General features: G+C 66.3%; 25 protein-coding genes and 1 tRNA gene. 15 read left to right on the forward strand and 11 right to left on the reverse strand.

Going from position 1 to position 26,116, the window contains the following annotated elements; genetic code table 11:
* Positions 1 to 13 precede the first annotated feature (13 nt).
* From AWU67_RS13980 to AWU67_RS13990, 3 genes are read left to right on the forward strand one after another with little or no spacing between them, the layout of a single operon-like run.
* A complete protein-coding gene (locus tag AWU67_RS13980) occupies positions 14 to 658 on the forward strand; it encodes a hypothetical protein (protein WP_067230330.1) in 645 nt (214 codons plus the stop codon).
* Positions 655 to 1,653 (forward strand): hypothetical protein, encoded by a 999-nt coding sequence (locus tag AWU67_RS13985; RefSeq protein ID WP_129586728.1) that lies wholly within the window; start codon positions 655 to 657, stop codon positions 1,651 to 1,653. Before AWU67_RS13980 ends, AWU67_RS13985 begins: the two co-directional genes overlap by 4 nt.
* A gap of 8 nt (positions 1,654 to 1,661) precedes the next feature.
* On the forward strand, positions 1,662 to 2,402 hold the full coding sequence (locus AWU67_RS13990) for a hypothetical protein (protein WP_067230335.1): 741 nt from the start codon (positions 1,662 to 1,664) through the stop codon (positions 2,400 to 2,402).
* A gap of 22 nt (positions 2,403 to 2,424) precedes the next feature.
* On the opposite strand, the gene dcd is transcribed toward AWU67_RS13990, so the two are convergent.
* The 3 genes from dcd to AWU67_RS14005 are packed head-to-tail and all read right to left on the reverse strand — an operon-like array spanning position 2,425 to position 5,059.
* Positions 2,425 to 3,030 (reverse strand): dCTP deaminase, encoded by a 606-nt coding sequence (gene dcd / locus AWU67_RS13995; RefSeq protein ID WP_067230338.1) that lies wholly within the window; start codon positions 3,028 to 3,030, stop codon positions 2,425 to 2,427.
* Between the two features lie 9 nt (positions 3,031 to 3,039).
* Positions 3,040 to 3,711, reverse strand: a complete 672-nt coding sequence (locus AWU67_RS14000; RefSeq protein WP_234407265.1) for a hypothetical protein — start codon at positions 3,709 to 3,711, stop codon at positions 3,040 to 3,042.
* Entirely contained in the window at positions 3,677 to 5,059 is a 1,383-nt protein-coding gene (locus AWU67_RS14005; RefSeq protein WP_067230340.1) for a glutamate decarboxylase, read from the reverse strand. Before AWU67_RS14005 ends, AWU67_RS14000 begins: the two co-directional genes overlap by 35 nt.
* A 188-nt stretch (positions 5,060 to 5,247) precedes the next feature.
* Between AWU67_RS14005 and AWU67_RS14010 the strand changes: the two genes are divergently transcribed.
* A tRNA-Gly gene (locus AWU67_RS14010) sits at positions 5,248 to 5,321 on the forward strand.
* A gap of 477 nt (positions 5,322 to 5,798) precedes the next feature.
* On the opposite strand, the gene AWU67_RS14015 is transcribed toward AWU67_RS14010, so the two are convergent.
* Together AWU67_RS14015 and AWU67_RS14020 are read right to left on the reverse strand one after the other, a co-directional pair.
* Positions 5,799 to 6,908 carry a three-Cys-motif partner protein TcmP gene (locus AWU67_RS14015; RefSeq protein ID WP_234407266.1) on the reverse strand — a complete coding sequence of 370 codons (1,110 nt, stop codon included), beginning with the start codon at positions 6,906 to 6,908 and terminating at the stop codon, positions 5,799 to 5,801.
* A gap of 158 nt (positions 6,909 to 7,066) precedes the next feature.
* On the reverse strand, positions 7,067 to 7,411 hold the full coding sequence (locus AWU67_RS14020) for a hypothetical protein (protein WP_199922298.1): 345 nt from the start codon (positions 7,409 to 7,411) through the stop codon (positions 7,067 to 7,069).
* Between the two features lie 65 nt (positions 7,412 to 7,476).
* Between AWU67_RS14020 and AWU67_RS17025 the strand changes: the two genes are divergently transcribed.
* The gene (locus AWU67_RS17025; protein ID WP_082717017.1) at positions 7,477 to 8,235 is read left to right on the forward strand and encodes a DUF5131 family protein; all 759 of its coding nucleotides are present in this window, start codon (positions 7,477 to 7,479) and stop codon (positions 8,233 to 8,235) included.
* Positions 8,236 to 10,141: 1,906 nt separating this feature from the next.
* On the forward strand, positions 10,142 to 12,337 hold the full coding sequence (locus AWU67_RS14030; protein ID WP_129586729.1) for a KAP family P-loop NTPase fold protein: 2,196 nt from the start codon (positions 10,142 to 10,144) through the stop codon (positions 12,335 to 12,337).
* 313 nt (positions 12,338 to 12,650) lie between these two features.
* Here the strand turns inward: AWU67_RS14030 and AWU67_RS14035 are convergent, their stop codons facing one another.
* On the reverse strand, positions 12,651 to 13,661 hold the full coding sequence (locus AWU67_RS14035; protein WP_129586730.1) for a hypothetical protein: 1,011 nt from the start codon (positions 13,659 to 13,661) through the stop codon (positions 12,651 to 12,653).
* 297 nt (positions 13,662 to 13,958) lie between these two features.
* On the opposite strand from AWU67_RS14035, the gene AWU67_RS14040 reads away from it, so the two are divergent.
* Complete coding sequence (locus AWU67_RS14040; RefSeq protein ID WP_082717018.1) at positions 13,959 to 16,898, forward strand: cation-translocating P-type ATPase; 2,940 nt, start codon at positions 13,959 to 13,961, stop codon at positions 16,896 to 16,898.
* A gap of 39 nt (positions 16,899 to 16,937) precedes the next feature.
* Here AWU67_RS14040 and AWU67_RS14045 read toward each other — a convergent pair whose 3' ends face one another.
* Positions 16,938 to 17,375, reverse strand: a complete 438-nt coding sequence (locus AWU67_RS14045) for an SRPBCC family protein (protein WP_067230357.1) — start codon at positions 17,373 to 17,375, stop codon at positions 16,938 to 16,940.
* A gap of 181 nt (positions 17,376 to 17,556) precedes the next feature.
* Between AWU67_RS14045 and AWU67_RS14050 the strand changes: the two genes are divergently transcribed.
* Genes AWU67_RS14050 through AWU67_RS14065 form a run of 4 tightly spaced genes read left to right on the forward strand, consistent with a single transcriptional unit; the run spans position 17,557 to position 19,897 of the window.
* Complete coding sequence (locus tag AWU67_RS14050) at positions 17,557 to 17,907, forward strand: PadR family transcriptional regulator (RefSeq protein ID WP_067230360.1); 351 nt, start codon at positions 17,557 to 17,559, stop codon at positions 17,905 to 17,907.
* 2 nt (positions 17,908 to 17,909) lie between these two features.
* Positions 17,910 to 18,275, forward strand: coding sequence for a DUF1048 domain-containing protein (locus AWU67_RS14055; RefSeq protein WP_067230361.1), 366 nt, complete (start codon positions 17,910 to 17,912; stop codon positions 18,273 to 18,275).
* A gap of 24 nt (positions 18,276 to 18,299) precedes the next feature.
* Positions 18,300 to 19,133: an ABC transporter ATP-binding protein gene (locus AWU67_RS14060; RefSeq protein WP_067230365.1), complete on the forward strand. Its 834-nt coding sequence runs from the start codon at positions 18,300 to 18,302 to the stop codon at positions 19,131 to 19,133.
* Entirely contained in the window at positions 19,133 to 19,897 is a 765-nt protein-coding gene (locus AWU67_RS14065) for an ABC transporter permease (RefSeq protein WP_067230369.1), read from the forward strand. Before AWU67_RS14060 ends, AWU67_RS14065 begins: the two co-directional genes overlap by 1 nt.
* 46 nt (positions 19,898 to 19,943) lie before the next feature.
* Here AWU67_RS14065 and AWU67_RS14070 read toward each other — a convergent pair whose 3' ends face one another.
* A complete protein-coding gene (locus AWU67_RS14070; RefSeq protein ID WP_067230373.1) occupies positions 19,944 to 21,215 on the reverse strand; it encodes a flavin-dependent oxidoreductase in 1,272 nt (423 codons plus the stop codon).
* Positions 21,216 to 21,295: 80 nt separating this feature from the next.
* Entirely contained in the window at positions 21,296 to 21,760 is a 465-nt protein-coding gene (locus tag AWU67_RS14075; RefSeq protein WP_067230376.1) for a MarR family winged helix-turn-helix transcriptional regulator, read from the reverse strand.
* A 143-nt stretch (positions 21,761 to 21,903) separates the two neighbouring features.
* Between AWU67_RS14075 and cmtR the strand changes: the two genes are divergently transcribed.
* Positions 21,904 to 22,257, forward strand: a complete 354-nt coding sequence (gene cmtR, locus AWU67_RS14080) for a Cd(II)/Pb(II)-sensing metalloregulatory transcriptional regulator CmtR (RefSeq protein WP_067230379.1) — start codon at positions 21,904 to 21,906, stop codon at positions 22,255 to 22,257.
* On the forward strand, positions 22,254 to 22,919 hold the full coding sequence (locus AWU67_RS14085) for a cation diffusion facilitator family transporter (protein ID WP_082717199.1): 666 nt from the start codon (positions 22,254 to 22,256) through the stop codon (positions 22,917 to 22,919). Before cmtR ends, AWU67_RS14085 begins: the two co-directional genes overlap by 4 nt.
* Positions 22,920 to 22,956: 37 nt before the next feature.
* Here the strand turns inward: AWU67_RS14085 and AWU67_RS14090 are convergent, their stop codons facing one another.
* Together AWU67_RS14090 and AWU67_RS17405 are read right to left on the reverse strand one after the other, a co-directional pair.
* The gene (locus tag AWU67_RS14090; protein ID WP_067230386.1) at positions 22,957 to 23,433 is read right to left on the reverse strand and encodes a DUF3237 domain-containing protein; all 477 of its coding nucleotides are present in this window, start codon (positions 23,431 to 23,433) and stop codon (positions 22,957 to 22,959) included.
* 9 nt (positions 23,434 to 23,442) lie between these two features.
* Positions 23,443 to 23,604: a hypothetical protein gene (locus tag AWU67_RS17405; protein WP_160329768.1), complete on the reverse strand. Its 162-nt coding sequence runs from the start codon at positions 23,602 to 23,604 to the stop codon at positions 23,443 to 23,445.
* A 265-nt stretch (positions 23,605 to 23,869) separates the two neighbouring features.
* Here AWU67_RS17405 and AWU67_RS14095 point away from each other — a divergent pair, with 265 nt between their 5' ends.
* Together AWU67_RS14095 and AWU67_RS14100 are read left to right on the forward strand one after the other, a co-directional pair.
* A complete protein-coding gene (locus AWU67_RS14095; protein ID WP_067230390.1) occupies positions 23,870 to 24,691 on the forward strand; it encodes an alpha/beta hydrolase in 822 nt (273 codons plus the stop codon).
* 207 nt (positions 24,692 to 24,898) lie between these two features.
* Positions 24,899 to 26,098, forward strand: coding sequence for a carboxylate-amine ligase (locus AWU67_RS14100; RefSeq protein ID WP_129586731.1), 1,200 nt, complete (start codon positions 24,899 to 24,901; stop codon positions 26,096 to 26,098).
* The last annotated feature ends 18 nt before the right edge of the window (positions 26,099 to 26,116 follow it).

The following is a 26,116-nucleotide window of genomic DNA, read 5'->3' on the forward strand; positions in this document are numbered from 1 at the left end:
CCCGAGACGGTCGATGAAACACACCCTCCCCCTCGCGCTGGCCGCCGGCCTCGCCGCTGTGCTGCTGCTCGGCGCTCAGGGCTCGATGGCCTACCTGACGGATGCCGCAGCCGGCCCCGCCACGGTGATCCAGTCCGGCAACCTCAGCATGACCGTCAGCGCTCCGACGGCGGTCGCCAACGAGGTGTACGGCACGGTTCCCGCCGGCATGGTGGTGCGAACCTCCGGCGCGAACAACACCCCGGGCATCATTCCCGGCATCCAGCGGCAGAGCTACACCTACACGGTCACCAACACCGGCAGCGCCCGCGCCACCGCGCGCTTGAGCGCCTCTCTCGCGTTCAGTGCGCTGACCGAGCCGCGTTACTCCGCACTGCGCACTGCACTGCAGGTGTCCGTGTCGATCGACGCAGCACCTGAGGTCGTCGTGGTGGCGGCAGGCTCCATGCCCACCGCGGCCGGGGCGATCGCCGTTCCCGCACAAACACTCGTCTTCGCGCCCGGCGTTGCCCACACCGTCACCGTGCGTTTCTCCATCCCGGCGACGAGCGGAACCCCCTTCGCCACGGTGGGCGGTCGGAGCGCCGCAACCAGCGCCGCCACCCTCTTCACACTCACCCCGACATTCACGCTGACCCAGGTACCGGTGGCCTCATGACCCCTCCACTGAACGCCCTCACCGGTGTTGGGCCGGGTGCGCGGCAGCAGCGCCGCGGCAGACGTCTCCTTATCGCCGCCCTCGTGGCGGGGGCGGCCGCACTGCTCATCCCGAGCGGCGTGACGGGGGCGTACTGGACAACTGCCGCCGCCGGCAACGCCGTCACTCCGGGGGCCGGCGACTGGTGCGCAACCCCTGACCCGGCCACGAACCCCCGTGCTTACCGGCTCAGCGACTTCCCGACAGTGCCCGGTAGCGAGGGCACGCAGGTGCGCATGATCGCCGTCCCCGTCGCCAACAACGCCGCATGGAATCCCGCGGGAGGCAACCGAACACTCGCCGTCAAGGTGTCGAGCTGCGCCACCACGCTCAGCAGCTTCAGCCTGCGGGCCACGGCCTGGTCGAACTCGACGGCCCCCGGGGCCATCACCTGGGCAAGCGGCTCCGGCATCACCCCCGGTTCGCGCCTCGATCTGACGCAGGGCTACGGTCTCGAGGTCCAGGCGCTCGCCCGATGGGGCGTGCTCCCGCCCAACACGGGCGGCACCGCGGCCACGAACTCGAACGCCCGCCGATTCAGCTGGCTGGTCAGCACCCCCCGTTCCACCGCGAGTGTCAACGGCAACCCCACATGCGCCAACCGCAACACCTGCACGCCGTCGCTCCTGGAGATCAACGGCAACACCGCGTCGACCGCGAACACCTGGGTCGCGGCCGGATCGCCCACCGCCACGTTCCCGCCGTCCTACGTGTACCCCGCAGAGACCTATGCGGTGAACACGAACTCCTCGGGCGGTACCGACTGGGCCGCGGCCGCCGGGCTCGCAGCCGGCCAGGGCAACAACGGCAGCCTCGCCAGCAGCGTCACTCTGGTGCCGAGCACGGGTGACACCGCGCTGAAGAACGTCGACGGCAACCTGATGCAGTGGGTCGTCATCGAGTGGTGGGGCGGAACCCCGTCGACCGACCTCATCGCAGAGATCGTGCTGCAATGAGCGCGCGGATGACGCGGCGCACTGCCCGCACTGCCCCCACGGCCATCACCGTCATCGTCGGCGGAGCGGCCGCCAGCGCCCTCCTGCTCGGCACGGGCCTCCTCGCCGGCGTAGGAGCGGAGCCCGCCTGGGCCGCCAACTGCGACCGTGACTGGTCGGTCACCCTCGACGACGGCAGCCCGGTCACGACGCGCACGCTGTTCGCCGACGAGCGGATCAGCCCCGGTGCCAGCCTGGACGGTTCGTTCCGGGTGACCACCGGCCGCGACATCCGCGGGCCGCTCGAACTGCGGGCGGTGCGCACGGGCCCCACCACGGACGCCGCCCTCGAGGCCGACACCGTGATCACCCTGAGCGGCGCGAGCCGATCGGTGACCCGCTCGCTCGCCGAGCTGCTCGACGACGACGGCACTGCGCGCGTCATCGACGCGCTCACCCCCGGCGCCCACGACATCGGCATCACGGTGCAGCTGCCGTTCGACTCCGCCAACACAACTCAGCTCGGGACGATCCCGTTCCAGCTCGAGGTCACGGTTTCCGACGAGCACACGCTTGTCGGCTCAGACCCCGAAGCATGTGCTTCACCGCCGGGCGGGGACGGCGGGGCGGGCGGCGGTTCCGGCGGGGCCGGGACCGGGCTTGCCTCCACCGGCGTCGAGGGGGGCACGGGGCTCGCCCTGGGTTCGCTGCTCCTCGGCGCCGGGTTTGCCGGTGTCGTCGCTGCGCGGCGGCGCCGACGCGAGCAGTAGCGGCGGCCGGCACCGCCCCGGACTAGTTGCCGAGGCTGCCGGCGGTCGACTCCTCGACCGCGCTGCGGTGGAAGTTCTGGAACGAGCGTGACGCGGTCGGGCCGCGCTGGCCCTGGTAGCGCGAGCTGTACTCGGCCGAGCCGTAGGGCTTCTCCGACGGCGAGGAGAGCTGGAAGAAGCACATCTGGCCGATCTTCATGCCCGGCCAGAGCTTGATCGGCAGCGTCGCGACGTTGCTGAGCTCGAGGGTGACGTGGCCGGTGAAGCCGGGGTCGATGAAGCCGGCGGTGGAGTGCGTGAGCAGGCCGAGACGGCCAAGCGAGCTCTTGCCCTCGAGGCGGGCCGCGATGTCATCCGGCAGGGTCACCTGCTCGTAGGTGGCGCCGAGCACGAACTCGCCCGGGTGCAGGATGAATGGCTCGTCGGGCTCCACCTCGATCAGGTGGGTGAGCTCCGGCTGGTCCTCGGCCGGGTCGATGAAGGGGTACTTGTGGTTGTCGAACAGCCGGAAGTAGCGGTCCAGGCGCACGTCGATGCTCGAGGGCTGGATCATCTCGGGCGAGAACGGCTCCATGCGGATGCGCTCGGCGTCGAGGTTGGCCTTGATGTCACGGTCTGAGAGAAGCACGGTGCCAGCTTAACGGGCTGGCCGGGGAGGCAGGGCCAGCACCGCCGCGGTGAGAAAACAGAGCGCCCCGATGAACGTGCCCGCGTTCGCAATGGCGGCATTCCGCAGCTCGCCGGATGCCGGATCCACCGCGGCCCCGATGGCCGAGGCGCCGAAGGCGAGCGAGCCGGCCATGCCGAACCACGTCGACCACCAGCTGCGCGCGTTCGGATCCCACAGTGACTCGCGATCGGTGGTGGCCACCACCGCGAGGCCGCTCGCGATGAGGAAGGCGACGGAGCCGTAGGCGTCGGGGCGCCACACCATCCGCGCCGAGATCTCGGCGCCGTTGCTCTGCAGCAGGGCGGCGAGTGTGCTGACGTTGAACAGCAGCGTGCCGACAAACTGGATCGCCGCCGCGAACCAGTCGAAGCGGGCCGCCTGCGAGGAGCCGCGGTGCGGCAGCGGGCGACCGGTCAGCAACAGCTGAATCAGCGCGGCCGTGGTGAAGAAGAGTGAGCCGACGAAGTAGGTGAGGTTGTCGAGCGTCACCCCGACGGCGTTGGCGTAGCCGGGCCAGGCGCCCAGCGCGAACAGCACGGAGCCGATCGCGAAGCCCCAGGACTCGCGGCGCAGGCGCAGGGTGCGCCCGGCGCCGCGACCCCACCTAGTGCGCGAAGTGGCTGCGCTGCGGCCGGGCACCGCCCTCACGCCCCGTCAGCTCGCGGCAGGCTGTCACGACGGCGTCGGTGAGCATGCGGCCGAGCTCCGTGTTGAAGCCGTCGCGCACCACGATGCGCAGCACCGCCACATCCTCGGCGTCGGCCGGCATCGTGTAGGCCGGCACCTGCCAGCCGGCCGCTCGCAGCTCGTGCGACACCTCGAACACGGTGAAGCCGGCATCCGGGGTCACCTCGAAGGAGATCACCGGGATGGCGCTGCCATCGGTGATCACCGCGAGCTGCGGGATCTCGGCCAGGCGCCCGGAGATCTCGACCGCCGTGTCACGCAGCGTCTCCATCACCGCGCGGTAGCCACCCCGGCCCAGCCGGAGGAAGTTGTAGTACTGGCCGATGACCTGGTTGCCGGGGCGCGAAAAATTGAGCGTGAAGGTGGGCATGTCGCCGCCGAGGTAGTTCACCCGGAAGACGAGCTCGTCAGGCAGGTGCTCCGGCGAGCGCCAGACCACGAAGCCGATGCCCGGGTAGGTGAGGCCGTACTTGTGGCCGCTGGCGTTGATGGAGACGACCCGGGGTAGCCGGAAGTCCCACTTCAGATCCGGGTCAAGGAACGGCACGACGAAGGCCCCACTGGCACCGTCGACGTGGATGGGGACGTCGGGCCCGCCGTTGCCGGCCAGCTCGTCAAGGGCCGCCGCGATGTCTGCGACCGGCTCCAGCTCTCCGGTGAAGGTGGTGCCGAGGATCGCGACGACGCCGATCGTGTTCTCGTCGACGGCGGCCACGACCTGCTCCGGCGTGATCACGTACCGGCCGGGCTCCATCGGCAGGTAGACCGGTTCGACGTCGAAGTAGCGGCAGAACTTCTCCCACACCACCTGCACGTTGCTGCCCATGATGAGCTTGGGCCGCGACTGGTCGGCCCCGGTGGCCGCCCGCGCCGCCCGCCAGCGCCACTTCATGGCCAGCCCGGCCAGCATCACCGCCTCACTGGAGCCGATGGTGGAGACGCCGGTCGCGCTGCGCGGGTCGTCGGGGTCGAGACCGGGAGCGTTGAACAGGTCGGCCACGATCGACACGCAGCGGCCCTCGATCGCCGCCGTTGCCGGGTACTCGTCCTTGTCGATCATGTTCTTGTCGAAGGACTCGGCCATCAGCTTGTCGGCCTCCGGGTCCATCCACGTGGTCACGAAGGTGGCCAGGTTCAGCCGCGAGCTGCCGTCGAGCAGCAGCTCGTCGTGGATGAAGCGGTACGCACTGCCCGGATCCACCGGTTCTTCGGCCAACCGCAACAGCGGATGCTTCTCCCGCGAGAGGCCGTCGGTGTAGGCCGGCGCGTAGTCGTGGGGTTTCGGCTGATTCTGAGACACGTAGTTCTCCTTGCCATGCAGCGCACCGGGCCGGTCGGCAGAGAGAGCGTCTAGCGGCGATGCGGGATCGAGTGCTCCCTAGGCACGCTAGCCCGATTCGCCGGGGCTGTACAGGGTGTCTGCGCATTGCCCGACGTCGATCAGTTGCTAACATGTTCATCACGCGCATCCGGCATCGGATGCCGCACGCCGATGTAGTTCAATGGCAGAACTTCTGCTTCCCAAGCAGATAGCGCGGGTTCGATTCCCGTCATCGGCTCCAGTTTTCACGTCTCGAGCCCCCAACGCCCGTATGGCTTGCCTCACTCAACGTGAGGCTGGAGGTCACTTCTTGAGCTAGATGAGACTTTTCCCACCTTGTTGAGAGTAGGAGGCCACCATCACCTCCCTCTCGCTCGGCCCGCATCCCCAGCGTTCAGGCGCCTAGGCACATGGCTCGGCCGTTTCGGGACCGTCCCCGCGACCTAACTCCGTCGTGGCCGGACGTTCCGTCAACGTCTACCGTCGGTGAGGTCGCCAGGCTGTTCGCGCTCAACCTCCGGACTGCGGTTGGTGATAGGAGCCTCCGCACGGCCGCCACTGCCTGCGACTTGTCGCACGTCACACTCGCGTCGATTCTCGACGGGCGTGTGTGGCCTGACCTCGAGACCATTGCGAAGCTAGAAGGCGGTCTTGATATGACTCTTTGGCCGATTCGCCGTTAGCCACATGGTCGGAGAGGGATGCTACTCGAGGCCTTCTAGTGGAACGTGACTTGAGTTTCGGAGGGAAAGGTACCGGGCCGACGCTGGTTCGGTGAGCTAATCTCCCCCGCGAGCTGCATCGGCTTCAGCGTCTTCACCTTGATGTGAGTCTTCGCGAACGGGGTATTCACTAGAACGTAGTCTTCAATCATCTCGATGCTCACGGTGCGCCCCGAGAAGACCCTCTTCAGTTCAGCGCGAAGTGGACCCGTGTCGACTACATCATCAAAGAGCACTTGTTGGCCGGCAAGAATGTCGGAGAACCTGTTCCCCGCTTGCGGGTCGACCCTCCACATTGCATCCTTCATTTTCTCGAGACCGAGCTTGTGACGCGTGCAGAAGAATAGGTAGTTGCCTGTACGGCCTTGTGAATTCACCATTTCGAAATGGCGAACGTACTTGAATCCACATTCCTTCATGAGTTGGTCTCTATACAAATCTCGGAGGAACGTTCCTCGGTTCGGGTCTGATGCCGGTGGGGCGTTCTTGAACTCGTCCGTCCCGAAGAGGGCCTCGAACTGCACGTCGACGTTGCCAGCAGTGCTGAATCGAACTGCGCTGTTGTGGTCGAAATAGATGAAAAGCTCGCTTCGGTCGAACTTCATAAGGTCAGCGATGAGCTTTATTGGAACGTCCTTGTAACCAAACGGGTCGAGGAACGCGAAAGTTGGGGCCAGCCGCCCGGTGCCCAATTGGGCGAGAATCTCAGTGGCGACGCTAGTGAAGTTCTCGTTTTCAACAAACACCTTCACATTTGCGGGCCAGGCGGGGTGCCTCGCCTGCTCTGTGGCGACGACCTCAAGAAGCTTCTGGTGACGGGTCCGGTCCTTCTCGTTGAAGATGAAGATGAACTCGGTACCCGACATTTGGGGCAGGTGACTGTGCTCGAGGAGCGTCCTCAGAGCAATCGTCGGAGAGCCTGGTTCGCCGGAAGCATAGACGCCGGGGCCTGCGAAACCATCGAGGAAGAGGATGCGCTTGTTGTGGCTTGCGAGCGCGGGATACCACGCACCGAGATACCTTTCAAGCAGGTCATGCTTCGCTCGAGTGTGAGGCTCGAGGGACCAAACAGCGTGACTTCCACTAGACAATTGCGTGCTGGTCAAGAGCCCCCCTTGGTTCAACTTGGGGTCAATGCTGGCACACCAATGCAAAGGTCCGGACAGCGCCCGTGGAGCTGAAGCTCAATTCTTAGGACGGGTGGCTCCCCTTGTCCCAAGATTCGAGGGGTACCGCAAATTCGACGGCCCTTGAACTGGGGGCACTAGCGAGGGGCATGAACGCGCGTCAATTCCGTCCCTACCGCTTCAACCTCATCGGCCTGCTGGGCAAGTTCATGAGCCCAAGCCCACGCCGCACTCGGGTTGCGCGTGTAGTACCGGTACTTTGAGTCCGCGTCCGGAAGCGCACTAATAAGTTGCGTGGCGAGGAGGCTATCCATCGGCCGCTGAAGGCTGCTCATGGTCACGTCTAGCGCCTTCGCCAGTTCAGTGAGCGAGAAGATTCCGTCTTCTGCGTTGGCGATGCAAAGCATCAGCTCCAGCCTGTGCTGTTGCCCAAACGCAGCTTGGGACACGCTGCGGAGCGCTTCGCGATTTTCGGTGCCCATTCACCTATGCTAACCGAAACGCGTTACGCGATTTACGTAACGCGCAACGCGTAGAAAGGTCGAGCATGGCGCAGCGCTCTGGCATTGAGTGGACCGAAGTGACTTGGAACCCGACAACGGGTTGCGACAAAATCACGCCCGGCTGCGACAACTGCTACGCATTGACGTTGTCTAAACGGCTGAAAGCTATGGGCGCGGAGAAATACCAGAACGACGGGAATCCAGTCACCTCCGGACCAGGGTTTGCGCTGACGCTTCACGAACCTGCTCTTGCCCAGCCCTATCGCTGGGGCGGAAAGAAGGTCGTGTTCGTGAACTCAATGAGCGACCTCTTCCACGCTCGTGTCCCGCTGGATTTCGTTCGTCGAGTGTTCGACGTCATCGCAGATACGCCGCAGCACACCTACCAGGTCCTTACGAAGCGCTCCTCCCGCTTGCCGAAGATTGCCGACAAACTCGACTGGCCAACGAACCTATGGATGGGCGTGAGCATTGAGGACAATGACCACGTGTACCGGGTCGATGACCTCCGCGCCGTGCCTGCTGCGGTGAGATTCCTCTCCTGTGAACCACTTTTGGGACCGCTTCCAGATTTGGACCTCGACGGTATCGACTGGGTGATTACTGGTGGAGAATCTGGACCTCGAGCCAGACCGCTTGACGCGGACTGGGTGCGCGAGATTCGAGACAAGTGCGCTGACGCCGGAGTTCCGTTCTTCCACAAGCAATGGGGTGGCCGAACGCCCAAGGCGGGCGGCCGCACACTTGACGGCCGCATTTGGGACGAGATGCCCCAAGGCAGAAGCGAACCCACAGCCAGCTAGGGGCGCGCTGCCGGGTCGCTCGCGCGAACGTACGCCGAGAACGGGCGGATGCCGCTAGCCGGAGACGGCCGTTCTTCCTGCGGCAACACTTGACGGACGGCGCTCTGTGAGCTGGTCAGTGAACGAAAAGCGTCCGCGCCCTATCGCCAACGGAATCGGGGAACGCGCATATTAGTCTCGTCCGCGCGCCTTGTCAACACCAATTTGAAACTTGTGGTAGACTGTCAGATGGGCACGCGTTACTTAACGCAAGAATGCCTCGTCCGCAGGAACGGGCGAGGCTTCTGCTCTTTAATTTCGAGAGAAAGAAAGAACCATTTCAACTAACTTCAACATTACCCGCAAGGGGCTGACGGTGCAAATCTCAACTGAAGTTTGCATCATTGCTCTCATCATCCTCCTCGCTATGTTCTTCCCGACGGAATCAGAGTTTCTCATCGGAATCTTGACGGCGCTGGTTCACTAACGATGCACGCATGTGGCGGCCAGTCGTCGCCACATGCGGTCGCGTCGTCGACTGCCGGCCTGAATCCCCGGCAAAGGCTCCCGTCGCGCGCATGTCCAATACCTGGGCTGCCCGGCACTCGACAGCCACGAATGCACCTGCGACTTCGCTGAACGCCATGCTGCGGATGGACCAATCAAATGGACTTGACCACGACATCGGCACGACAGCACCACTGATGGCCGCTGAGCTTCAGAGCGACCAGCACGGGCCTGCGGAGGTTTCCCGAATCTTCGCCGGCACCAAGGAGTACTGCTTGAAGTGCATGGCCCACGGCCATATCTTGCGCCAAAGCGGTGCCCACCGACTGCTTTCGCGGGGTTGCACGAAATGCCCGGCGGACGAAAGAGTGCTGGCTGGCCTGGATGATGCGTAAATGCACACGCGAACAACCCGCGGGCAGTTTGAGACAGCCAGCTTTCGAGAGAGGGGCCGCACAACTTCGAGGTTCCCCAATGCCTAACCAGCTTCGGTGGACGATGTCTCGAGACCGCGGTTGGCTGCCAGCGAAGTGCTCGACGCACCAGTTGCACAGCTGGCGACAGCAAGGGCGGGCCTGCGCAAGTTCAGCGGGCCAATGAGGTGGACAACGATAGGGTGCAGGGAGCGCCAGAGACGCCAAGGTTCGGGGGAAATCAGTGCCGTACATCTACACCTTCAGGAATGCCTCAACTAACGAGTTTTATGTCGGTATCGGCGAGAGTCTGCAGAGGCCGTGGGGGGTTCACACGTCAGAAGTGGACGCCCTTCGGGATGCGGCAGAGACTGTCGTTCGCATCAGCGACCGACAGTTCGATACTCGACGTGACGCGGAGATGGCCGAGGCCGTCGCGATTCACGTCGCGACGGAAGGCGCGATGCGGGTCCTCAACACATCCCAAGCGCAACAGTCGGCAGTCTTCGTCCCCGCGCTCGTTTCGCGGGAGGGTGATGTTCGATTCACCGAGTTACGGAAAACAGTCGTTGTCGTTGTCGGTCTAGATTCGCTCGATGTTCGACCGACTATTCATGGGGAAGGCCGCAATCGACCTTCGCTTCAAGAGCAAGGCAGTGGTGGCCTATTGCGGACACTGTCCGCAGTGGCGGAGTCGATGTCACCCATTTGCTCATGGTTGCGAAAGGGAATGGTCGAGTTCTCGGTGACTGGGAGCTCGCTGCTCTCGAGGACTGGATTCCGGAGCCGCGCACGTTCACTTTCAAGAGTGATGCTGACAATGACTCGCGTGGGTATCTCGGAAAAACGCTCAAGTACGAAGGGGTGACCGTCGGGGATAGAGGAAGCTACAGCCTCGACCAGCGCGCCGGCGGAAAACGCTAGTCGGTTATCGCGGCGGGCAGAGGACGCGAGTCAGCCAGAGCAGGACCCGAATAAGTTGTGGGCGAACAAGGCCGAGGGACGCAGTGACCGAGAGTACAAGCGATGCAAGCACCTGGACCTGGATGACGGACGACGCTCTAGTGCATCCGACGGATGACCCAAGGTCCCGTTACTTCGAGCGCACCGCGTTTGTCGAGACGATGGCGGCCGCTATGGGGCGAGCTCGAGGTCAGAGCGATTCATCTGTGTTCGGGCTCATCGGCGCTTGGGGCTCCGGAAAGACGACCGTCATCGCTTCGCTTGAGGAGCAGTTGAGCTCGGCGGGATGGAGAATCCATAACTTCAACCCCTGGCTCTACAGCGATGCGGACTCATTGAGGTGGGGATTTCTCTCGGAACTTCGTGACGTCGTTCCCCCCGGCGACAGATGGGCAGACTCCCACGCGAACATTGACCGGCTGAGTCGTGCAATTGTGCCGATTGCAAAGTTGGCGAACGTTCTTGGCCCAGATTTCGGCGGCGCAGCTGAACATCTCTTCAACCCGGAGCGTGTCAGCGCGACCAAGCTACGCGAGACGGTCGCGGAGCAGCTTGTCGAGCTGCTGGAGCCAGTCCTTATTGTGCTCGACGATTTGGACCGGCTTAGTTCAGCGGAGCTTCTTGAAGTCTTCAAGTTGGTCCGATTTGTTGGACGGCTCCCGAACATCTATTACTTGCTCTGTTACGACGAGAAGACACTCATTGACTTGCTTGAGAACACCGACCTCGTGGGCGCGCGCCACTCACGTAGAGCATTGGACTATCTCGAAAAGATAGTCCAGCTGCGCTTTGACATCCCACCGATGAGAACTGACCTGGTCATGCAGCTGTTTGAAGAGGCGCTCCGAGGAGTCGTGACGAAGTCCGGCGCGACTCTAACTGCTCGAGACGAAAGTCAACTATCCGAGCTCCTTCAGACTGGGTTCATTGAGCGACTTACAACGCCTCGTGCAATCAAGCATTTCTTTGCTCAGCTTGAGGCGTTTCTGCCTTCTGTCGCCAACGAGGTCAACACATTCGACTTCGTACTCCTGAGCTGGGTTCGAACATTCGAGCCACGTCTGTACGGGATTATTCAGTCTGAGCGGAAATTCTTCTCGAGTGGGGATATCGGGTATGAGGCCGACGAGAATCTTCGTGCTGACAAGCGTAGGCAGAAATTAGAGGACCTGTTCTCAACCGCGGAGATTGACGATGCTCATCAGGAGACCGTCTTGACGGTGGTTCGGGCACTCTTCCCGGCAGTCGGAGCTATCTGGGCACGTGCCAGCATCGGCGACTATGGACCGCGAGGCGCGCGAAAGGTTGCTGATGAATTCTACTTCGACCGATACTTCAACTTCGGCGTGCATCATGATGACCTCCATGACGCAACAGTGCGATTGGTGCTCGAAAACCTAGATAGCCCTGACCAGGTGCGATTGCAGATTGAGGATGTCGAACGGCACGTTGTGACGGAACCGCGCCGAACGATTCAGAAGCTTAATGCGGAACGCGAAACGACTTCCGAACGTTCAGTGAGTCTGGCCCGGTGGGTACTCAAGCTGTATCCCAATCTCCCTTTAGGACACGGCTGGGCCTCCGCGCGCGACCAGATTTCACATTTCATCGCAGAAGTGCTCGTGGACGTCACCAACGAACAGTTGCCCCTCCTCGTGGACGAAGCATTTTCCTGCGGAGCGGAAACTGTCTACCTGATGTTCGACGCAACACGCATCCTGACTGGAAGAAGTATTGGCGGAATGGACGAGGTACGAGATTGGAATGAAAAGGGGCAAACTCTTGAACTCGATTTCTTAGAACGACTGAATGCGTTCGTCGCGCTTCACACCGAGAGACCGTTTGATGAGCTCGAACCCAACGTTTGGGAACTCATCAAGCTGTGGGGAGCTGTCGAGCGGAACGGCCCGAAACCGCACGTACAGAAGCACATTGAGAACAAGACGTGGTCGGCATTGGACGTGCTGTCCGCTCTGGTGAGCACTTCCCCTTCCGAGGCAGAAGAACTGGGAAAACTCGAGCGGTTAGATTTGCAGTGGGCATCCAGCTATCTCGATGTCGGACAAGCGATAGAAGCGCACGCCGGCGAAATCACTGAGTCACGCAGCGTCAGGGAATTGCAAGGCCAGCCCGCAACATCCGCAAACAAGCGTTCATTCGTTTTGGCTCATTTGAGCCAGGTACAGCATCAGGCCATCCTGACGGCCGCCCTCCAGATGGCCGCAGGTAGAAACGGTTAGAAGCGGCAAGAGAGAACCCTCGGGGCCAGGAAGTCTTATACCTGGAGCGCCCATCCCGCGCCCCGCCACTTCGCGAACAGCCCCCTGAATCCCGCTCACGCTTTCGCGCACCGCTGACGGTAAGGCAACCGTTCTCTGGCACGTGCAGTGGACGGTGACCCCGGAAGCCAACGGGTCTCAACCAAAACGAGAAAATCTGTGATGACCTGCAATCAGCGACTCCAGCAAAGACGTGGTCTCATTCTGGGAAGAAAGTCTCATCTAGCTCAAGAAGTGACACTGGAGCGCATCTCCCTCGGAGGCTGTTGGCGGGCTATGCGTCCATCCGCAGCTGCGCGCCGAGGCTGTGCGCGAATGCGCGCATCTCGGATTGGAGTTCGGCCCAGCGGGCCGGCGTGACATTGATCGGTTCGAAGCCGAGCCCGCGCAGCCGGCCGCCGGCGGAGACCGCCTGAACCAGGGCGAGCTCATCGCCGACGATGATGGAGCAACCATCCAACAAGGCCCGCGGAGTGATCGGGTCGCCGTCCAAGTGCCCACCCAAGGCGGTCAGGCCGATGCAGGCGGCTACCTCGTCCAACGGGGGTGCCTGCTCGACGTTCTCCAGGTCGGCGCCGGGTGCCACGACGATCAGATCCTCGGTCGGCCCGATCAGGGCAGGGCCCGCCCCGGTTGCGGGCACCGGTGTGGAGCCACGGTGGGGAACGAGCCGGCCCGGGTCATCGCGGGGGGCCGGTGCGATCTGGAGCAACGGGGTGAGGATGGAGCCCGCCGGCGGCAACACAACAGGGTGTGCACTCAACTTCAGGATGAACTCCAGCAAGTCATAGAACCGTGTCGGACTGTCCCGCCCGGGGCGCCCTTGCAGGAGGCGTGCCGTGGCATTGCGCGCCGGTTCCTCCGCCATGACCAGGCCCCAAACCGAGCAGAGCACGGCCGGTTCATTGCGGCGATCATCGGACTTGACCCTCCACGGATACGGCCCCCAGTGCGCATCCGGTGAGTACCGGCGCACCATCTCGAACAGGTAGTGCGCGAAGGGCTCGGCCGCATACGTGGCGCGCAAACTCTCCGTTGGACCGGTGAGGCCGAGGAACTGCGCATACGAGGACGACGCGCCTTCGGCGATGCCGGGAAAGCCAGCCCGCCACTGCTGAACATGCCATTCCCAGAGCGGGACCAGGCTGGCATGGCTGCCATCCATCAATTCGATTGGCCCACCGGTCGCGGCCATGTGATGGGCGAGGTCCACCAAACGAATCGGACCGCGTTGGATCACATGCTGCAGATAGCGCTCGGCATCGGCCCCGGGAACGTCAAACATAAACATGGTCTGCTCTTCTGCTTCGGCCAATGAATCTCAAGCGGGATCCCGCTGCTCGGGGCGCATCAAGGATGCGACTTCGAGCGTCCAATCTTGGCGGCCTCAGCACTCGCAACACAAGACCACCCGCCTTCGATCTCGGCTGCAACCGGATCCGCGCTCCGACCCTTGCGCAGCTACCGCTCGGCCACATCTCACTCCGGTTGAATCCCTCGCACCGCCCTGCGGCTGGCCCTGCCCCCGCTGAGCTGGGCGAAAGCAGGCCACTTCCGGCCAAATGCGCGCGAGCGGCCGCGGATGGCGCGAGAATCAGGGTGGCAGAATCCGTCACCGAGCGCGCATGAGGAACCCGTGGACACAACTCACACCGAGGCCTTGAGCGGGCTGAGCGCGGCGGATGTCGCGGAACGCATCGCGGCGGGGAAGACCAATGCGTTCACGCCGGATTCCAGCCGGAGCGCGTGGAACATCGTGCGCGCCAACGTGTTCACGCTGTTCAACGGCATCGTGTTCGCCTGCTTCTTCGTGCTCTTCCTCGTGGGGCGCTGGCAGGACGCCCTGTTCGGATTCGCGGCGTTCGCGAACGCGATCATCGGCTCCGTCCAGGAGTTTCGCGCGAAGGCGGCGCTCGACCGGCTGGCGCTGCTGAGTGCGCCGCACGCCCGCGTGCTGCGCGCCGGCGCGGAGGCGGAGATCGCGCCGGGCGAGGTCGTGCTGGACGACCTGCTCGTGCTCCGCGCGGGCGATCAGGTGCCCGCCGATGCCGAGATCCTCGGTGCACGCGGGCTGCAGATCGACGAGTCCATGCTCACCGGGGAGTCCGACCCCGTCGACAAGCACCCGGGCGCCGAGGCACTCTCCGGGTCCGTCGTCGTCGCGGGAGAGGGCTCGGCCCGGGTGACGCGCGTCGGCGCCGACTCCTACGCCAACCGCTTCGCCGGTGAGGCGAAGCGGTTCTCGCTCGTCTCCAGCGAGTTGCGCAGCTCGATCAACCGGGTGCTGAAATGGGTGAGCTGGGGCATCGGCCCCATCAGCCTGCTCGTTTTCAACGCCCAGGTCATGGTGGCCGGGGGCTATGCGACCGCATTCACGACCGGTGCCTGGGTGCAGGCGGTCGTCAACACGATCGCGTCGGTGACCGCGATGATCCCGCTCGGCCTCGTGCTGATGACGAGCATCGCCTTCGCGGTCGGCGCGACGAAGCTCGCCCGCCGGCAGGTGCTCGTCAACGAGCTGCCCGCCGTGGAGGGCCTCGCCCGCGTCGACATGATCTGCCTCGACAAGACCGGCACGCTCACCGTCGGTGAGATCGCCTTCGACCAGGCGCACCCCCTCGCGGAGGCCCCCGGCGCCCAGCACGGTGACGGGCCCGGCGACTGGCAGGGCGCACTCGCGTGGTACGCGGCATCCCCCGACGCGAACGCCACCGCCCGCTCCATGCGCGCCGCGTACCCGGTCGACTCCGCCCGCAGCACCGCCGGCTACATCCCGTTCTCGTCCGCTCGCAAGTGGAGCGCCGTCTCCTTCGACGGCGCCGCCGAGACCTGGGTGATGGGCGCCCCGGAGATGGTGTTCGGGGATGCCGCAAGCTCGGCCTCGACCGAGCTCGGCCGCACGGTGACCAGCCTGGCCGAGACCGGGCGCCGCACGCTGGTGCTCGCCCGCGCCGGCGAGGCTCTGACGGAGGCGGACGTGCAGGCGGAGCGCCTGCCGGCGGATCTGACGCCGACGGCGGTGCTCACGTTCCGCGAGCAGGTGCGGCCCGATGCCGCGCAGACGCTCGAGTACTTCCGGCAGCAGGGCGTCGGCATCCGCATCATCTCCGGCGACAACCCGCGCACCGTCGCCGCCATCGCCCGCGAGATCGGCATCGACGTCGCCGAGGGCTTCGACGCCCGGGCGCTCCCTGAGGAGGAGGAGGAGCTCGCCGAGGTGCTGGAGCAGCACACCGTCTTCGGCCGGGTCACCCCCGAACAGAAGAAGCGCATGGTGACGGCGCTGCAGAGCCGCGGGCACACGGTGGCGATGACCGGCGACGGGGTCAACGACGCGCTCGCGATCAAGACCGCCGACATCGGCATCGCGATGAACTCCGGGTCGCCCGCCACCAAGGCCGTCGCCCGGCTGGTGCTGCTGGACGGCCAGTTCTCGCACCTGCCCGACGTCGTCGCGGAGGGGCGGCAGGTCATCGCGAACATCGAGCGGGTCTCGATGCTGTTCCTCACCAAGACGGCCTACGCGACGCTCCTCGCGATCCTCTTCGGCGCGCTCGTGCTCGAGTTCCCGTTCCTGCCGCGGCAGCTCTCGATCACCGACGGCCTGACGATCGGCATCCCCGCGTTCTTCCTCGCGTTGATGCCCAACGCCGCGCGGTACATGCCCGGATTCCTCCGGCGCTCGCTGAGCTTCGCAATCCCCGCTGGCATCGTCATCGCGCTCGGGCTGACCTGGTACACCTTCGTCGCGCAGGGCATCGGGGTGTCGCCGGAGCAGCTCCGCACCGGGGCGACCATCATCCTGGCGCTCGTCGGGATCTGGGTGCTCGCCGTGCTGTCGCGCCCACTCAACCGCTACAAGGTACTCGTCGTCGGTGCGATGTTCGTCGGCCTCGTGCTCGTCTTCACGATCCCGGCCGCTCGGGCCTTCTTCGAGCTCGTCGACCCGGGTGAGGAGCTCGCCATCGCCCTCACCGGCATCACGATCGTGATGGTCGCCTGCATCGAGGTTGTGCGGCTCGTTCATCGCCGGCTGCTCTCCGCGGCGAGCGCGCCGACCGGTGCGACTCCGCTCACGACGGGTCAGCCCGGGGTCCGGCCCTCGGTCACCGGCCGCGTTGCCACGACCATCGTCGCCGTGCTCGCCTACGCCACCGGATTCCTGTCGACGGGGATCGGCATTCTCGTGCTGCTCAGCCGTTACGAGGGCGAGTCCGACGAACGGCTGGCGCTCTCGGTCGTCGGCGCCGCGATCGCTTTGTTGGGCCTGCTGACCGTTGCCCTCGCCGCCGGGCTCCGGCGCGGGAGCGGGCTCTCCCGCCTGCTCATTTCGATCTTCCTCGGCATCCTGGCCCTGCTCAGCGTCATCGTGGTGGTGTCCAGCGACCGGTGGGATTGGGGAGCAACGGCGACCGCCGTGGGCGCGGCCCTTCTGATCGTGCTGTTGTGGACGCCGCCGGTTGCCCGCGGCTTTCGCCAGATCAGGGATTCCTCGATGACGGATCTGCCGCGCGCCAACTAGGGCCAACGGCGCGGCACCGCGCCTGTCGCGCCGGATCGATCACCCACCACTCTCGAGGTGGGCCTTCAGCGAGGTCATCATCCGCTTGCTCTCGGCGGCGGCCATGCGCACCAGCATCGGCTGCGCGAGGCGGAGGATGCCGTGCGTGGTCAGCTCGCCGGTGCGGGTGAGGCGTGTGCCCGCCCCGGCCGCACCCAGCTCGTAGCGGATGCCCGCGTCCAGGCTGCCGGACGCCGTGCGCTGGTGGAACTGCAGCGCGCGAGCGGGCACATCCTCGACGATCTCGCCGCGCATCCGGCCGACCATGGTCGAGTCCTCGTAGCGCGGCGACGGCCCGGACTGTGCGACAGGCGCGCTCGTTCCGCGGTACACCGTGGAGTGCTTGAGCCAGCTCGGGTAGGCGTCGAGCGCGCGGAGGACTGAGTAGACCCGCTCCGCCGGCGCCTCGATGTCGATGGTGTTCGTGATCCGGACCATGACACCCGTCTTACACCGCTCGGCCCCTGGCCACCAGCGCCCGCCGGGGCGGGCAGCACTGACACGTCGCGCGCCGGCATCCGCTCAGAAAAAGTTCACTATTCAGTGTTGCTATCTACCGGTACTCGTGCTTACTATGTACCGGTAGTCAGCAACACAGAGTAGATAGAGGGTGAGCCCGATGGGCAAGCAGATGACCGAGATGCTGAAGGGAACGCTCGAAGGCATCGTCCTGGCCACGCTGGCCACACAGCCGGCGTACGGCTATGAGATCACGGCCCGACTGCGCGATGAGGGTTTCGCCGACATCGCAGAGGGCACCGTCTACGCGCTGTTGATCCGAATCGAGCAGCGCGGACTCGTCGATGTCGAGAAGGTCCCCTCGGAGAAGGGGCCACCGCGCAAGGTGTACTCACTGAACGCGGTCGGCGCCGAGTACCTCGACGAGTTCTGGAAGAGCTGGAACTTCCTCACGGAGCGCATCGAGCGGCTCCACAACCACACCGGCAACACCAACAACGAAGGAGAATGACCATGGCCGCGAAGTGGATCGAGACCCTCACGGGTTCACTCGAGCAGAAGAAGCAGTACAAGCAGTACAAGGCACGCATCGAGGCCCTCCCCGAGCCGTACCGCGGTTCCGCGAAGGCGTTCGAGCGCTACTTCATGTACTACGGGGGCGTCACCGACGGCGACACCCTCGTCACCATGGTCAGCGACTTCGCCGACCTGTGGGAGCGGGCATCCGTCGACGGCACCCCGGTGCGGTCGATCGTCGGCGACGACCCCGTCGGGTTCGCCGAGGACTTCGCCCGCGCCTACGACGGCAAGCAGTGGATCGACAAGGAGCGCAAGCGCCTGACCGATGCCATCGATCAGGCCACCGACCAGCAGGCGTGACCGCGCCGGAAACGGAGAACTGAAATGTCCACGAAGCTGGTGCTCGAACCCGCGATCCGGGTTCAGGGCATCGAGAAATCTTTCGCAGACCTGCAGGTGCTGCAGGGCGTCGACTTCGAGGTGGCGGCGGGCAGCATCTTCGCCCTGCTCGGCTCGAACGGCGCAGGCAAGACCACGCTGGTGCGCATCCTGTCGACACTGCTGCAGGCGGATGCCGGCAGCGCCACCGTGCACGGCTTCGACGTCGCCCACGAGCCCGCCGACGTGCGGGAGTCGATCAGCCTGACCGGCCAGTTCGCCGCCGTCGACGGCATCCTCTCCGGCCGGGAGAACCTCGTGCTGATCGCGCGCCTCCGCCACCTGGCGAACCCGGGCGCGATCGCCGACGAGCTGCTGGAGCGCTTCTCGCTCACCGAGGCCGGTCATCGCAAGGCGGCGACCTACTCGGGCGGCATGATGCGCCGGCTCGACATCGCGATGAGCCTGATCGGAGACCCGCCGGTCATCTTCCTCGACGAGCCCACCTCGGGCCTCGACCCGCAGGCGCGCCTCGAGGTGTGGCAGACCGTGCGGCAGCTCGCCGCCCGCGGCACCACCGTTCTGCTCACCACGCAGTACCTGGACGAGGCGGAGCAGCTGGCCGACCGGATCGCGATCCTGCACCAGGGCACGATCATCCAGAACGGCACGCTGAGCGAGCTCAAGCAGCTGCTGCCGCCCGCCACCGTCGAGTACGTCGAAAAGCAGCCCTCCCTCGAGGACGTCTTCCTCGCCCTCGTCGGCGAGGCCGGCACGACCAGCAAGACCGGCAACCCAGAAGAAGCGCCGGAAACGGTGCCAACAGGAAAGGAAAGCTGATGACCACCCAGGTGCTCAGCGACACCGGCACCCTGACCGGCCGCTCGCTGCGCCACATCCTCCGCAGCCCCGACACGATCATCACCACCACGGTGACGCCGATCGCGCTGCTGCTGCTGTTCGTCTACGTGCTCGGCGGGGCCATCACCACCGGCTCCAGCGAGTCCTACGTCAACTACATGCTCCCCGGCATCCTGCTCATCACGATCGCCTCGGGCATCGCGTACACCGCCTACCGGCTGTTCCTCGACCTGCAGGGCGGCATCTTCGACCGCTTCCAGTCGATGCCGATCGCCCGCTCCAGCGTGCTCTGGGCCCACGTGCTCACCTCCCTGGCCGCGAACCTCGTCTCGGTGACGGTCGTCATCGGGGTGGCGCTGCTCATGGGATTCCGCACCGGGGCGTCCGTGGCCGGCTGGCTCGCGGTGGCCGGCATCCTGATCCTGTTCACCCTCGCCCTGACCTGGCTCGCCGTCATCGCCGGGCTCTCGGCCAAGACCGTCGACGGCGCGAGCGCGTTCAGCTACCCGTTGATCTTCCTGCCATTCATCAGCTCGGCGTTCGTGCCCACCGCGTCGATGCCCGCGCCCGTCGCCTGGTTCGCGGAGAACCAGCCGGTCACCTCCATCGTGAACACCATGCGCGCGCTGTTCGCCGGGCAACCGGTCGGCAGCGACATCTGGGTGGCACTGGCCTGGCTGGTCGGCATCCTCGTGGTCGCCTACCTCTTCGCGAACCGCATCTACCGGCGCAAGATCAGGTGACCGGCGGCTGCCGTGCCGGGCGCCGATGCCCTGACCGCGCGAGCGGTCAGCTGACGTCGGCGCCCGGCGCCGACAGCGACGGCCGCAGGTTCAGCAGGTCGGGGTGGAAGCCCGCGGCCCGCTTGTACTCGGCTGCCACCGCCTCCAGCTCCTCCTGCGAGAGCACGTCGTTGATGTGTGCGAAACCCTCAGGGGCGCGTTCGAACGCCATCTGCATGACCCGCTCCGGCCCGAGCTTGCGGTTGCTCTCGATCAACCCGGCCGTGGCCGGCCGACGCACCTCCTCGTAGGCGGAAAGCGCCTCGGCGACGCTCGGCCGGGTCGCGAGCTCGTGGGCGAGGGTACGGGCGTCCAGGATCGCCTGCGAGGCCCCATTCGATCCGATCGGGTACATCGCGTGGGCGGCGTCGCCGACGAGGGTGGAGTGGCCGAACGACCACTGCGGCAGCGGGTCGCGGTCGACCATCGGGTACTCGAGGATCTCCTCGGAGGCCGCGATGAGCTTCGGCACGTCGAGCCAGTCGAAGTCCCAGTCGGCGAACAGCTCGAGGATCGGCGCGGGGTCCACCGCGCGGTTCCAGTCGGCCGTCGCCACGGCGCCCTCCGGCGCCCGGCGCTCGGCGATGAAGTTGATCCGCGCCTCGGCGCCTTGCTCGCCCTCGCTCAGCGGGTAGGCCACGAACTTCTGCTGCCCGTCGCCGGCCATGATCATGGTGCGCCCGCCCAGGTAGCCGGGAGCGGACGCGGTGCCGCGCCAGAGCGTCAGCCCGTTCCAGATCGGCTCGCCCTCGTTCGGGTAGTGCTGGCGGCGCAGGGCCGAGTGGATGCCGTCGGCGCCGACGATCAGCCCAGCCTCGACCGCCAGTTCCTCGCCGCCGTCGCGCGCGAACCGCGCCGTGTCGGTGTCGGCATCGGTGCCGTGCTCGACGCCCAGCAGGCTGTGGCCAAGCCGCACGGCATCCGTGCCGAGCCGGTCAATCACGGCGTCGAGCAGCAGCATCTGCAGCTCGCCGCGGTGCAGCGAGATCTGGGGCCAGCGGTAGCCGGCGGCTATCCCGCGCGGCTCGCTCCAGATGAGCTGGCCGAAGCGGTTGAAGTAGGAGAGCTCGCGGGTGGCGACGCCGATGGCGGCCACCTGTTCGCCGAGGCCGAGCTCGGTGAGCTCGCGCACGGCGTGGGGAAGCAGGTTGATGCCGACGCCGAGTGGGCGGATCTGGCTCACCCGCTCGTAGATCTCGATGTCGCGGTGTCCGGCGGCGTGCAGACTGAGCGCGCTCACCAGGCCGCCGATTCCTGCACCGGCAATGACGATCTTCATGCTTCTCCCCTTCGAGACGTGTGCGGTTAGTTTTGCAACAAAACTAAACGCCGTCAACCCCGGTCGGCAGACCCGGTCGGTTAGGCGGAGGCGCCCTCGGCGGCCGACACCTGCTCGAGGGCGCCCTGCAGCCGCTCCAGTGCTGGCAGCGCCGCGGCGAGCGCCGCGAGTTCAACGGGGTCGATCAGCGCCAGCGCCTGCCCCAGGATCGCATCGCTCGTCGAATCGAAGCGGCGGAGCAGATCGAGCGCCCGCGCCGAGGCCCGCACCTCGCTGCTGCGCCGGTCGTGCTCGGCCGGCGTGCGGGTGATGAGGCCGGCATCCGCCAGAGCGGCGAGCAGGTTGCTGATCGTCGAGGGCTTCAGCTGCAGCCGGGCGGCCAACTCGCCGGGGCTCAGCGCAGAGCCGGCCGGCAGCGCGCGCAACACCTCGATCTGGGCGTCCGGGATGTCGGGCAGCCCGTCGGCCTGCCGCGCCGCGCGCAGCAGGGTGCGCTTGAGCGGCGATATCACGCGGGTCAGGCGGGAGGGGTCGACGGCATCCACGTTTCAGAGCTTAGCCAGCCGGGGCTGAATCGGGCCCGCTCAGCCGGTCGTCAGCTGTCGTCGAGCAGGCGGCTGACCGAGTCGAGGGCTCCGGGCACCAGACGGCGGTACACACAGTACAGCGTGCGCTGTACTATGGGCGCATGCTGACACTCGCCTCGCGGCTGGACGTGATGAACCGGCTCGGCCGGGCCATGGCCGACCCCACGCGCTCCCGGATTCTGATGGCGCTGCTCGACGGCCCCGCCTACCCCGCCTCGCTCGCCGACTCCCTTGCGTTGACGCGGCAGAACGTGTCGAACCACCTGGGCTGCCTGCGCGACTGCGGCATCGTCGTCACCACACAGGAGGGCCGCCAGACGCGCTACGCGATCAGCGACCCCCACCTGACCCAGGCACTCACGGCACTGCTGGACGTGGTGCTCGCCGTCGACGAGTCGGCGACGTGCATCGACTCCGGTTGCTCTGTGCCCGGATGCTGCGGGGCGTCGGCATGAGCGCAACGAGCGCGCAGCGGATGACGGCGGAGCGCCGGGCCGTGCTGCACCGTCGCATCCGCTGGATCGTCGGGTTCACCATCGGCTACAACCTGATCGAGGCCGTCGTCTCGGTCGCCGCCGGGAGCGCGGCCTCCTCCGCCGCCCTCATCGGATTCGGCCTCGACTCCCTGGTCGAGGTGCTCTCCGCGGCCGCCGTGGCCTGGCAGTTCTCGCGGGCGGACCCGGAGAAATACGAGAAGGGCACGCTGCGCGTCATCGCCCTGGCGTTCTTCGCCCTGGCCGCCTACGTGAGCGCGAGCGCCCTGCTCACGCTGTTCGGCGCCGTCGAGCCCGAGCACAGCACACTCGGCATCGTTATCACGGCCGTCAGCGTCGTCGTGATGCCGTTCGTCTCCTGGTTCGAGCGCCGCACCGGCCGCGAGCTTGGCTCGGCGACCGCGGTCGCCGACTCCAAGCAGACCCTGATCTGCACGTACCTGTCGGCCGCCGTGCTTATCGGGCTGCTGCTGAACTCGCTGTTCGGCTGGACCTGGGCCGACCCCGTCGCCGCGCTCGTCATCGCCGTCTTCGCGATCCGCGAGGGCATCGAGGCGTGGAAGGGCGACACCTGCGCCACACCTGTCGCCATGATCCTGGAAGGCGACAACCGGGAGCACTGACCCGCTTCGGCGAGCAGCCCTCAGCGCACGAGGAAGATCAGCGCACGAGGAAGAAGCGGATGCAGACATCCCCGCCGTCGTCGCGGGCCATGCCGAGGAACTGGTTCTCCGCCAGCCAGCGGTGGGCGGGGGCATCCGTTTGGAACACCGGGGCGGTGCGGTAGTAGTAGAGCCGCTCGTCGACCTGCTCCCCCGCCTCCATCCGCGCCTCCAGCTCCGGCGTCGCGCGGTAGTAGCCGCGGTTCAGGATGTCGATGACGGCGCCGTCGTCGGCGCGCAACAGGTAGCGCGCCTCCAGCTGGCAGGTGTCGCCGCGCTCGACCAGCCAGTCGCCGCCACCGGCCAGGACCTCGCCGTTCAGCCGCGGCCCGCTCACCGTTCCGCCGGTGATGGGGGTGAAGTGCAGTTGCTCGTCGGCGCTGCGCCCGATGCGCATGGCCTCATCGATGGTGACGCGCACCTCGAAGACGAACTCGAGTTCGGGCTGGGGCAGGGGGTGGGGCAGGGGCATCATGTCTCCGGTTCAGTTGTGGTGCGGGGCGGGCATCGACACCAGAACACGCCCAGTGCTGCTGCCGTTCAGTACCGCCTCGAAGGCGCCGGGAACCTGATCGATGCCCTCGAAGTCCTGCGCCAGGGCGGGGCCGTCCGGGATGGCGGCTAGACGAGCTTCACGACAATGCACAGCGCGAGCATAACAGCGGGTCCGGAGGGGCCAGGGGCCCACCCTCTGGCCCTCTGGCCAACCGCCGAAGCCCGCGGCACGAGCGCCGGCCGGCAGCGCGACGGCCACCGCTCAGGCACCCAGCTCGGGCGCCCAGCGGCGGCGCGCATCCGGTTCTCGAACACTTCACATTTCAACGCCGCTCGCGATCGGAACTCCTGTAGAAAGAGCTGACGCCTCGCCGCTCCGTGCCCTGGCGCGCCAGACAGCCAGGAGGCGTCTCGACATGCTCGCCCGAATCAACTTCCTCTCTGAGGCGCTCAGCATGCAGACGAATGTGACCGTCTGCCTGCCCTCCGCGTCGTTCGCCGACAAGATGACGGGGAAGAACGAGAGCTATGTGCCTGGCACCCGCTTCCAGACGCTGTACCTGCTGCACGGCGGATTCGGCGACGACTCCGACTACGTGAACTTCACCAACGTCACGCGCTATGCCGATGAGCACAAGGTCGCCGTGATCATGCCGAACGGCTACAACTCGTTCTACGAGAACCAGGAGACGGGCGCGCTCCCGGCCAAGTTCTGGGACTTCGTCTCTGACGAGCTGCCGCGGGTCTGCCAGACGATGTTCCCGCTCTCCACCGAGCGCGACGACACGTTCGTGGCTGGCCTCTCGATGGGAGCGCACGGCGCGATGAAGCTGGCCGTCCATGGCGGCGACCGCTTCCACACGGCCGTGCTGATGTCTGGCGCCGGGATGGACACCCAGGCGGCCCGGGAGCCGGCCACCGCCATCGCAGAGGGCGGCATCGACGAGCAGGCACAGGGCCTGGCGAACTCGGTGCGCCCGGATGTCGCCATGTACCGCGAGGCGAAGCAGTTCGCCGAGGAGGGCAAACGGCTCACCGATATCGTCATGACCTGCGGTTCTGATGACTTCCTGCTGCCCGCCGTGCACACCGCCCGCGACCTGCTGACCGAATACGGCTACTCCGTGACCTACGAAGAGGTGCCCGGGTTCGGCCACGAGTGGGACTTCTGGGACCTCTCGCTGCGCCGTGCCTTCGAGGAGTGGCTGCCGCTGCGACACGACGTGATCCTGCCCTAGCGACCACGCGGCTTCGGCGCTCCCCCTGCCGCGGCAGCCGGCTGGGGGCACGGCCCCGCCGCACTCGGGCATCGCTGCGCGCTTGTCAACCCCTTACGTTCCCGACCGCATGCGCCTAAAACAGAAGCATGACGAATTCAGCACCCACTGCACTCATCATCAACGCAACCCTGAAGCCCTCCCCCGCCTACCCGCAGGGCGGCGACGGTGAGTAGCCGCGGCGGTGTCTCCGGGCCGTCGACGACGCCGGCCCCGCATCCGGCCCGAGCGGACGCGGCAGAGCAGGGGCTAGTGCTGAGCACGCGGGCGAGCGACGTGCCGTTCGGCATCGAAGAGGAATTCATGTTCCTGAGTCCCGACCGCCTGCTGCCGGTCCCCGCCGCGGACGCGGCCCATTCCGTGTTGCTGCGCGATCCGGAGGTGGGGCCGTACGTCGGCCCCGAGTTTCTCGCGTCGCAGATCGAGTACTCCTCGCCGATCCTCGCCACGCGCGAACAGGCCTTCGAGGCGCTCACGGGGTTTCGGGGCCGGCTCGGCCGCGTTGCCGAGTCGATCGGGCTGGTGGCCGCGGGCACGGGCCTGCCGTTCGACTCCGACGACATCCCCGCCCCCACCCCGAGCCCGCGATATGAGCGCATCCGGGCCGACATTCGGGCGGTTGCCCACGACCATCAGATGAACGCCCTCCACGTGCATGTGAACGTGCCGTCCCGTGACGCCGGGGTGCACGCCTTGAATGGCATTCGCGCGTGGATGCCGGTGCTGCTCGCGCTCGGGTCGAACTCGCCGTTCTGGCACGGCCGCGACACCGGTTTCGCCAGTTGGCGCGCGCTGCTGGCGCGCCGCTGGGCGACGACGGGGTGCGCGCCGCACTTCCGGGACGCGGCCGAGTACGACGCCCACACCGCACGCCTCGTTGAGTTGGGGGCATCCGTCGATCTCGCGTGCATCGCCTGGGATGCCCGGCTGTCCGAGCGGTTCCCGACCCTGGAGGTGCGAGCGTTTGACGCGCAGCTCGACGCCGAATCGGCCATCACACTGGCCCTGCTGACGCGCGCGCTCGTCGTCACCAGCCTGAACGCCGAGCCGAGTGCCGGCGCCCCGGTCGACGTGCTCGATGCGGAGCTCTGGCTGGCGGCTCGCGACGGACTGCACGGCCGTCTGGTCAACCCGGTGAGCGGTGAGCCGGATGCCGCGACCGAGGTCGTGCTCGCCCTGGTGCGGTATGTGCGCCCGGCACTGCACGCCCTCGGCGACGCGGAGTTCGTCGAGGCGGCGATCGCACAGCGCCTGCGGGGTGGCACCGGCGCCGACCGGCAGCGTGCCGCGCTCCTCGAGGGTGGCATCGGCGCCCTCGCCGAGCTGTTGCGCCGTGCCCCGACGCCGGCCGAGCGACCCACGCTCTGACCCCGCCGGCCGGGCGCC

The organism is Microterricola viridarii, from assembly GCF_001542775.1.
Lineage (GTDB): Bacteria > Actinomycetota > Actinomycetes > Actinomycetales > Microbacteriaceae > Microterricola > Microterricola viridarii_A.

Excerpts from the sequence above, each read along its gene's own strand:
- AWU67_RS17025 (WP_082717017.1), top strand. The coding sequence starts at position 7,477 with ATGGCGCAGCGCTCTGGCATTGAGTGGACCGAAGTGACTTGGAACCCG.
- AWU67_RS14035 (WP_129586730.1), bottom strand. The coding sequence starts at position 13,661 with ATGTTTGACGTTCCCGGGGCCGATGCCGAGCGCTATCTGCAGCATGTG.
- AWU67_RS14050 (WP_067230360.1), top strand. The coding sequence starts at position 17,557 with ATGGGCAAGCAGATGACCGAGATGCTGAAGGGAACGCTCGAAGGCATC.
- AWU67_RS14055 (WP_067230361.1), top strand. The coding sequence starts at position 17,910 with ATGGCCGCGAAGTGGATCGAGACCCTCACGGGTTCACTCGAGCAGAAG.
- AWU67_RS14070 (WP_067230373.1), bottom strand. The coding sequence starts at position 21,215 with ATGAAGATCGTCATTGCCGGTGCAGGAATCGGCGGCCTGGTGAGCGCG.
- AWU67_RS14045 (WP_067230357.1), bottom strand. The coding sequence starts at position 17,375 with ATGGTCCGGATCACGAACACCATCGACATCGAGGCGCCGGCGGAGCGG.
- cmtR (WP_067230379.1), top strand. The coding sequence starts at position 21,904 with ATGCTGACACTCGCCTCGCGGCTGGACGTGATGAACCGGCTCGGCCGG.
- AWU67_RS14095 (WP_067230390.1), top strand. The coding sequence starts at position 23,870 with ATGCTCGCCCGAATCAACTTCCTCTCTGAGGCGCTCAGCATGCAGACG.
- AWU67_RS14020 (WP_199922298.1), bottom strand. The coding sequence starts at position 7,411 with ATGGGCACCGAAAATCGCGAAGCGCTCCGCAGCGTGTCCCAAGCTGCG.
- AWU67_RS13985 (WP_129586728.1), top strand. The coding sequence starts at position 655 with ATGACCCCTCCACTGAACGCCCTCACCGGTGTTGGGCCGGGTGCGCGG.
- AWU67_RS14090 (WP_067230386.1), bottom strand. The coding sequence starts at position 23,433 with ATGATGCCCCTGCCCCACCCCCTGCCCCAGCCCGAACTCGAGTTCGTC.
- AWU67_RS14065 (WP_067230369.1), top strand. The coding sequence starts at position 19,133 with ATGACCACCCAGGTGCTCAGCGACACCGGCACCCTGACCGGCCGCTCG.
- AWU67_RS13990 (WP_067230335.1), top strand. The coding sequence starts at position 1,662 with ATGACGCGGCGCACTGCCCGCACTGCCCCCACGGCCATCACCGTCATC.
- AWU67_RS13980 (WP_067230330.1), top strand. The coding sequence starts at position 14 with ATGAAACACACCCTCCCCCTCGCGCTGGCCGCCGGCCTCGCCGCTGTG.
- AWU67_RS14085 (WP_082717199.1), top strand. The coding sequence starts at position 22,254 with ATGAGCGCAACGAGCGCGCAGCGGATGACGGCGGAGCGCCGGGCCGTG.
- AWU67_RS14040 (WP_082717018.1), top strand. The coding sequence starts at position 13,959 with ATGGCGCGAGAATCAGGGTGGCAGAATCCGTCACCGAGCGCGCATGAG.
- AWU67_RS14060 (WP_067230365.1), top strand. The coding sequence starts at position 18,300 with ATGTCCACGAAGCTGGTGCTCGAACCCGCGATCCGGGTTCAGGGCATC.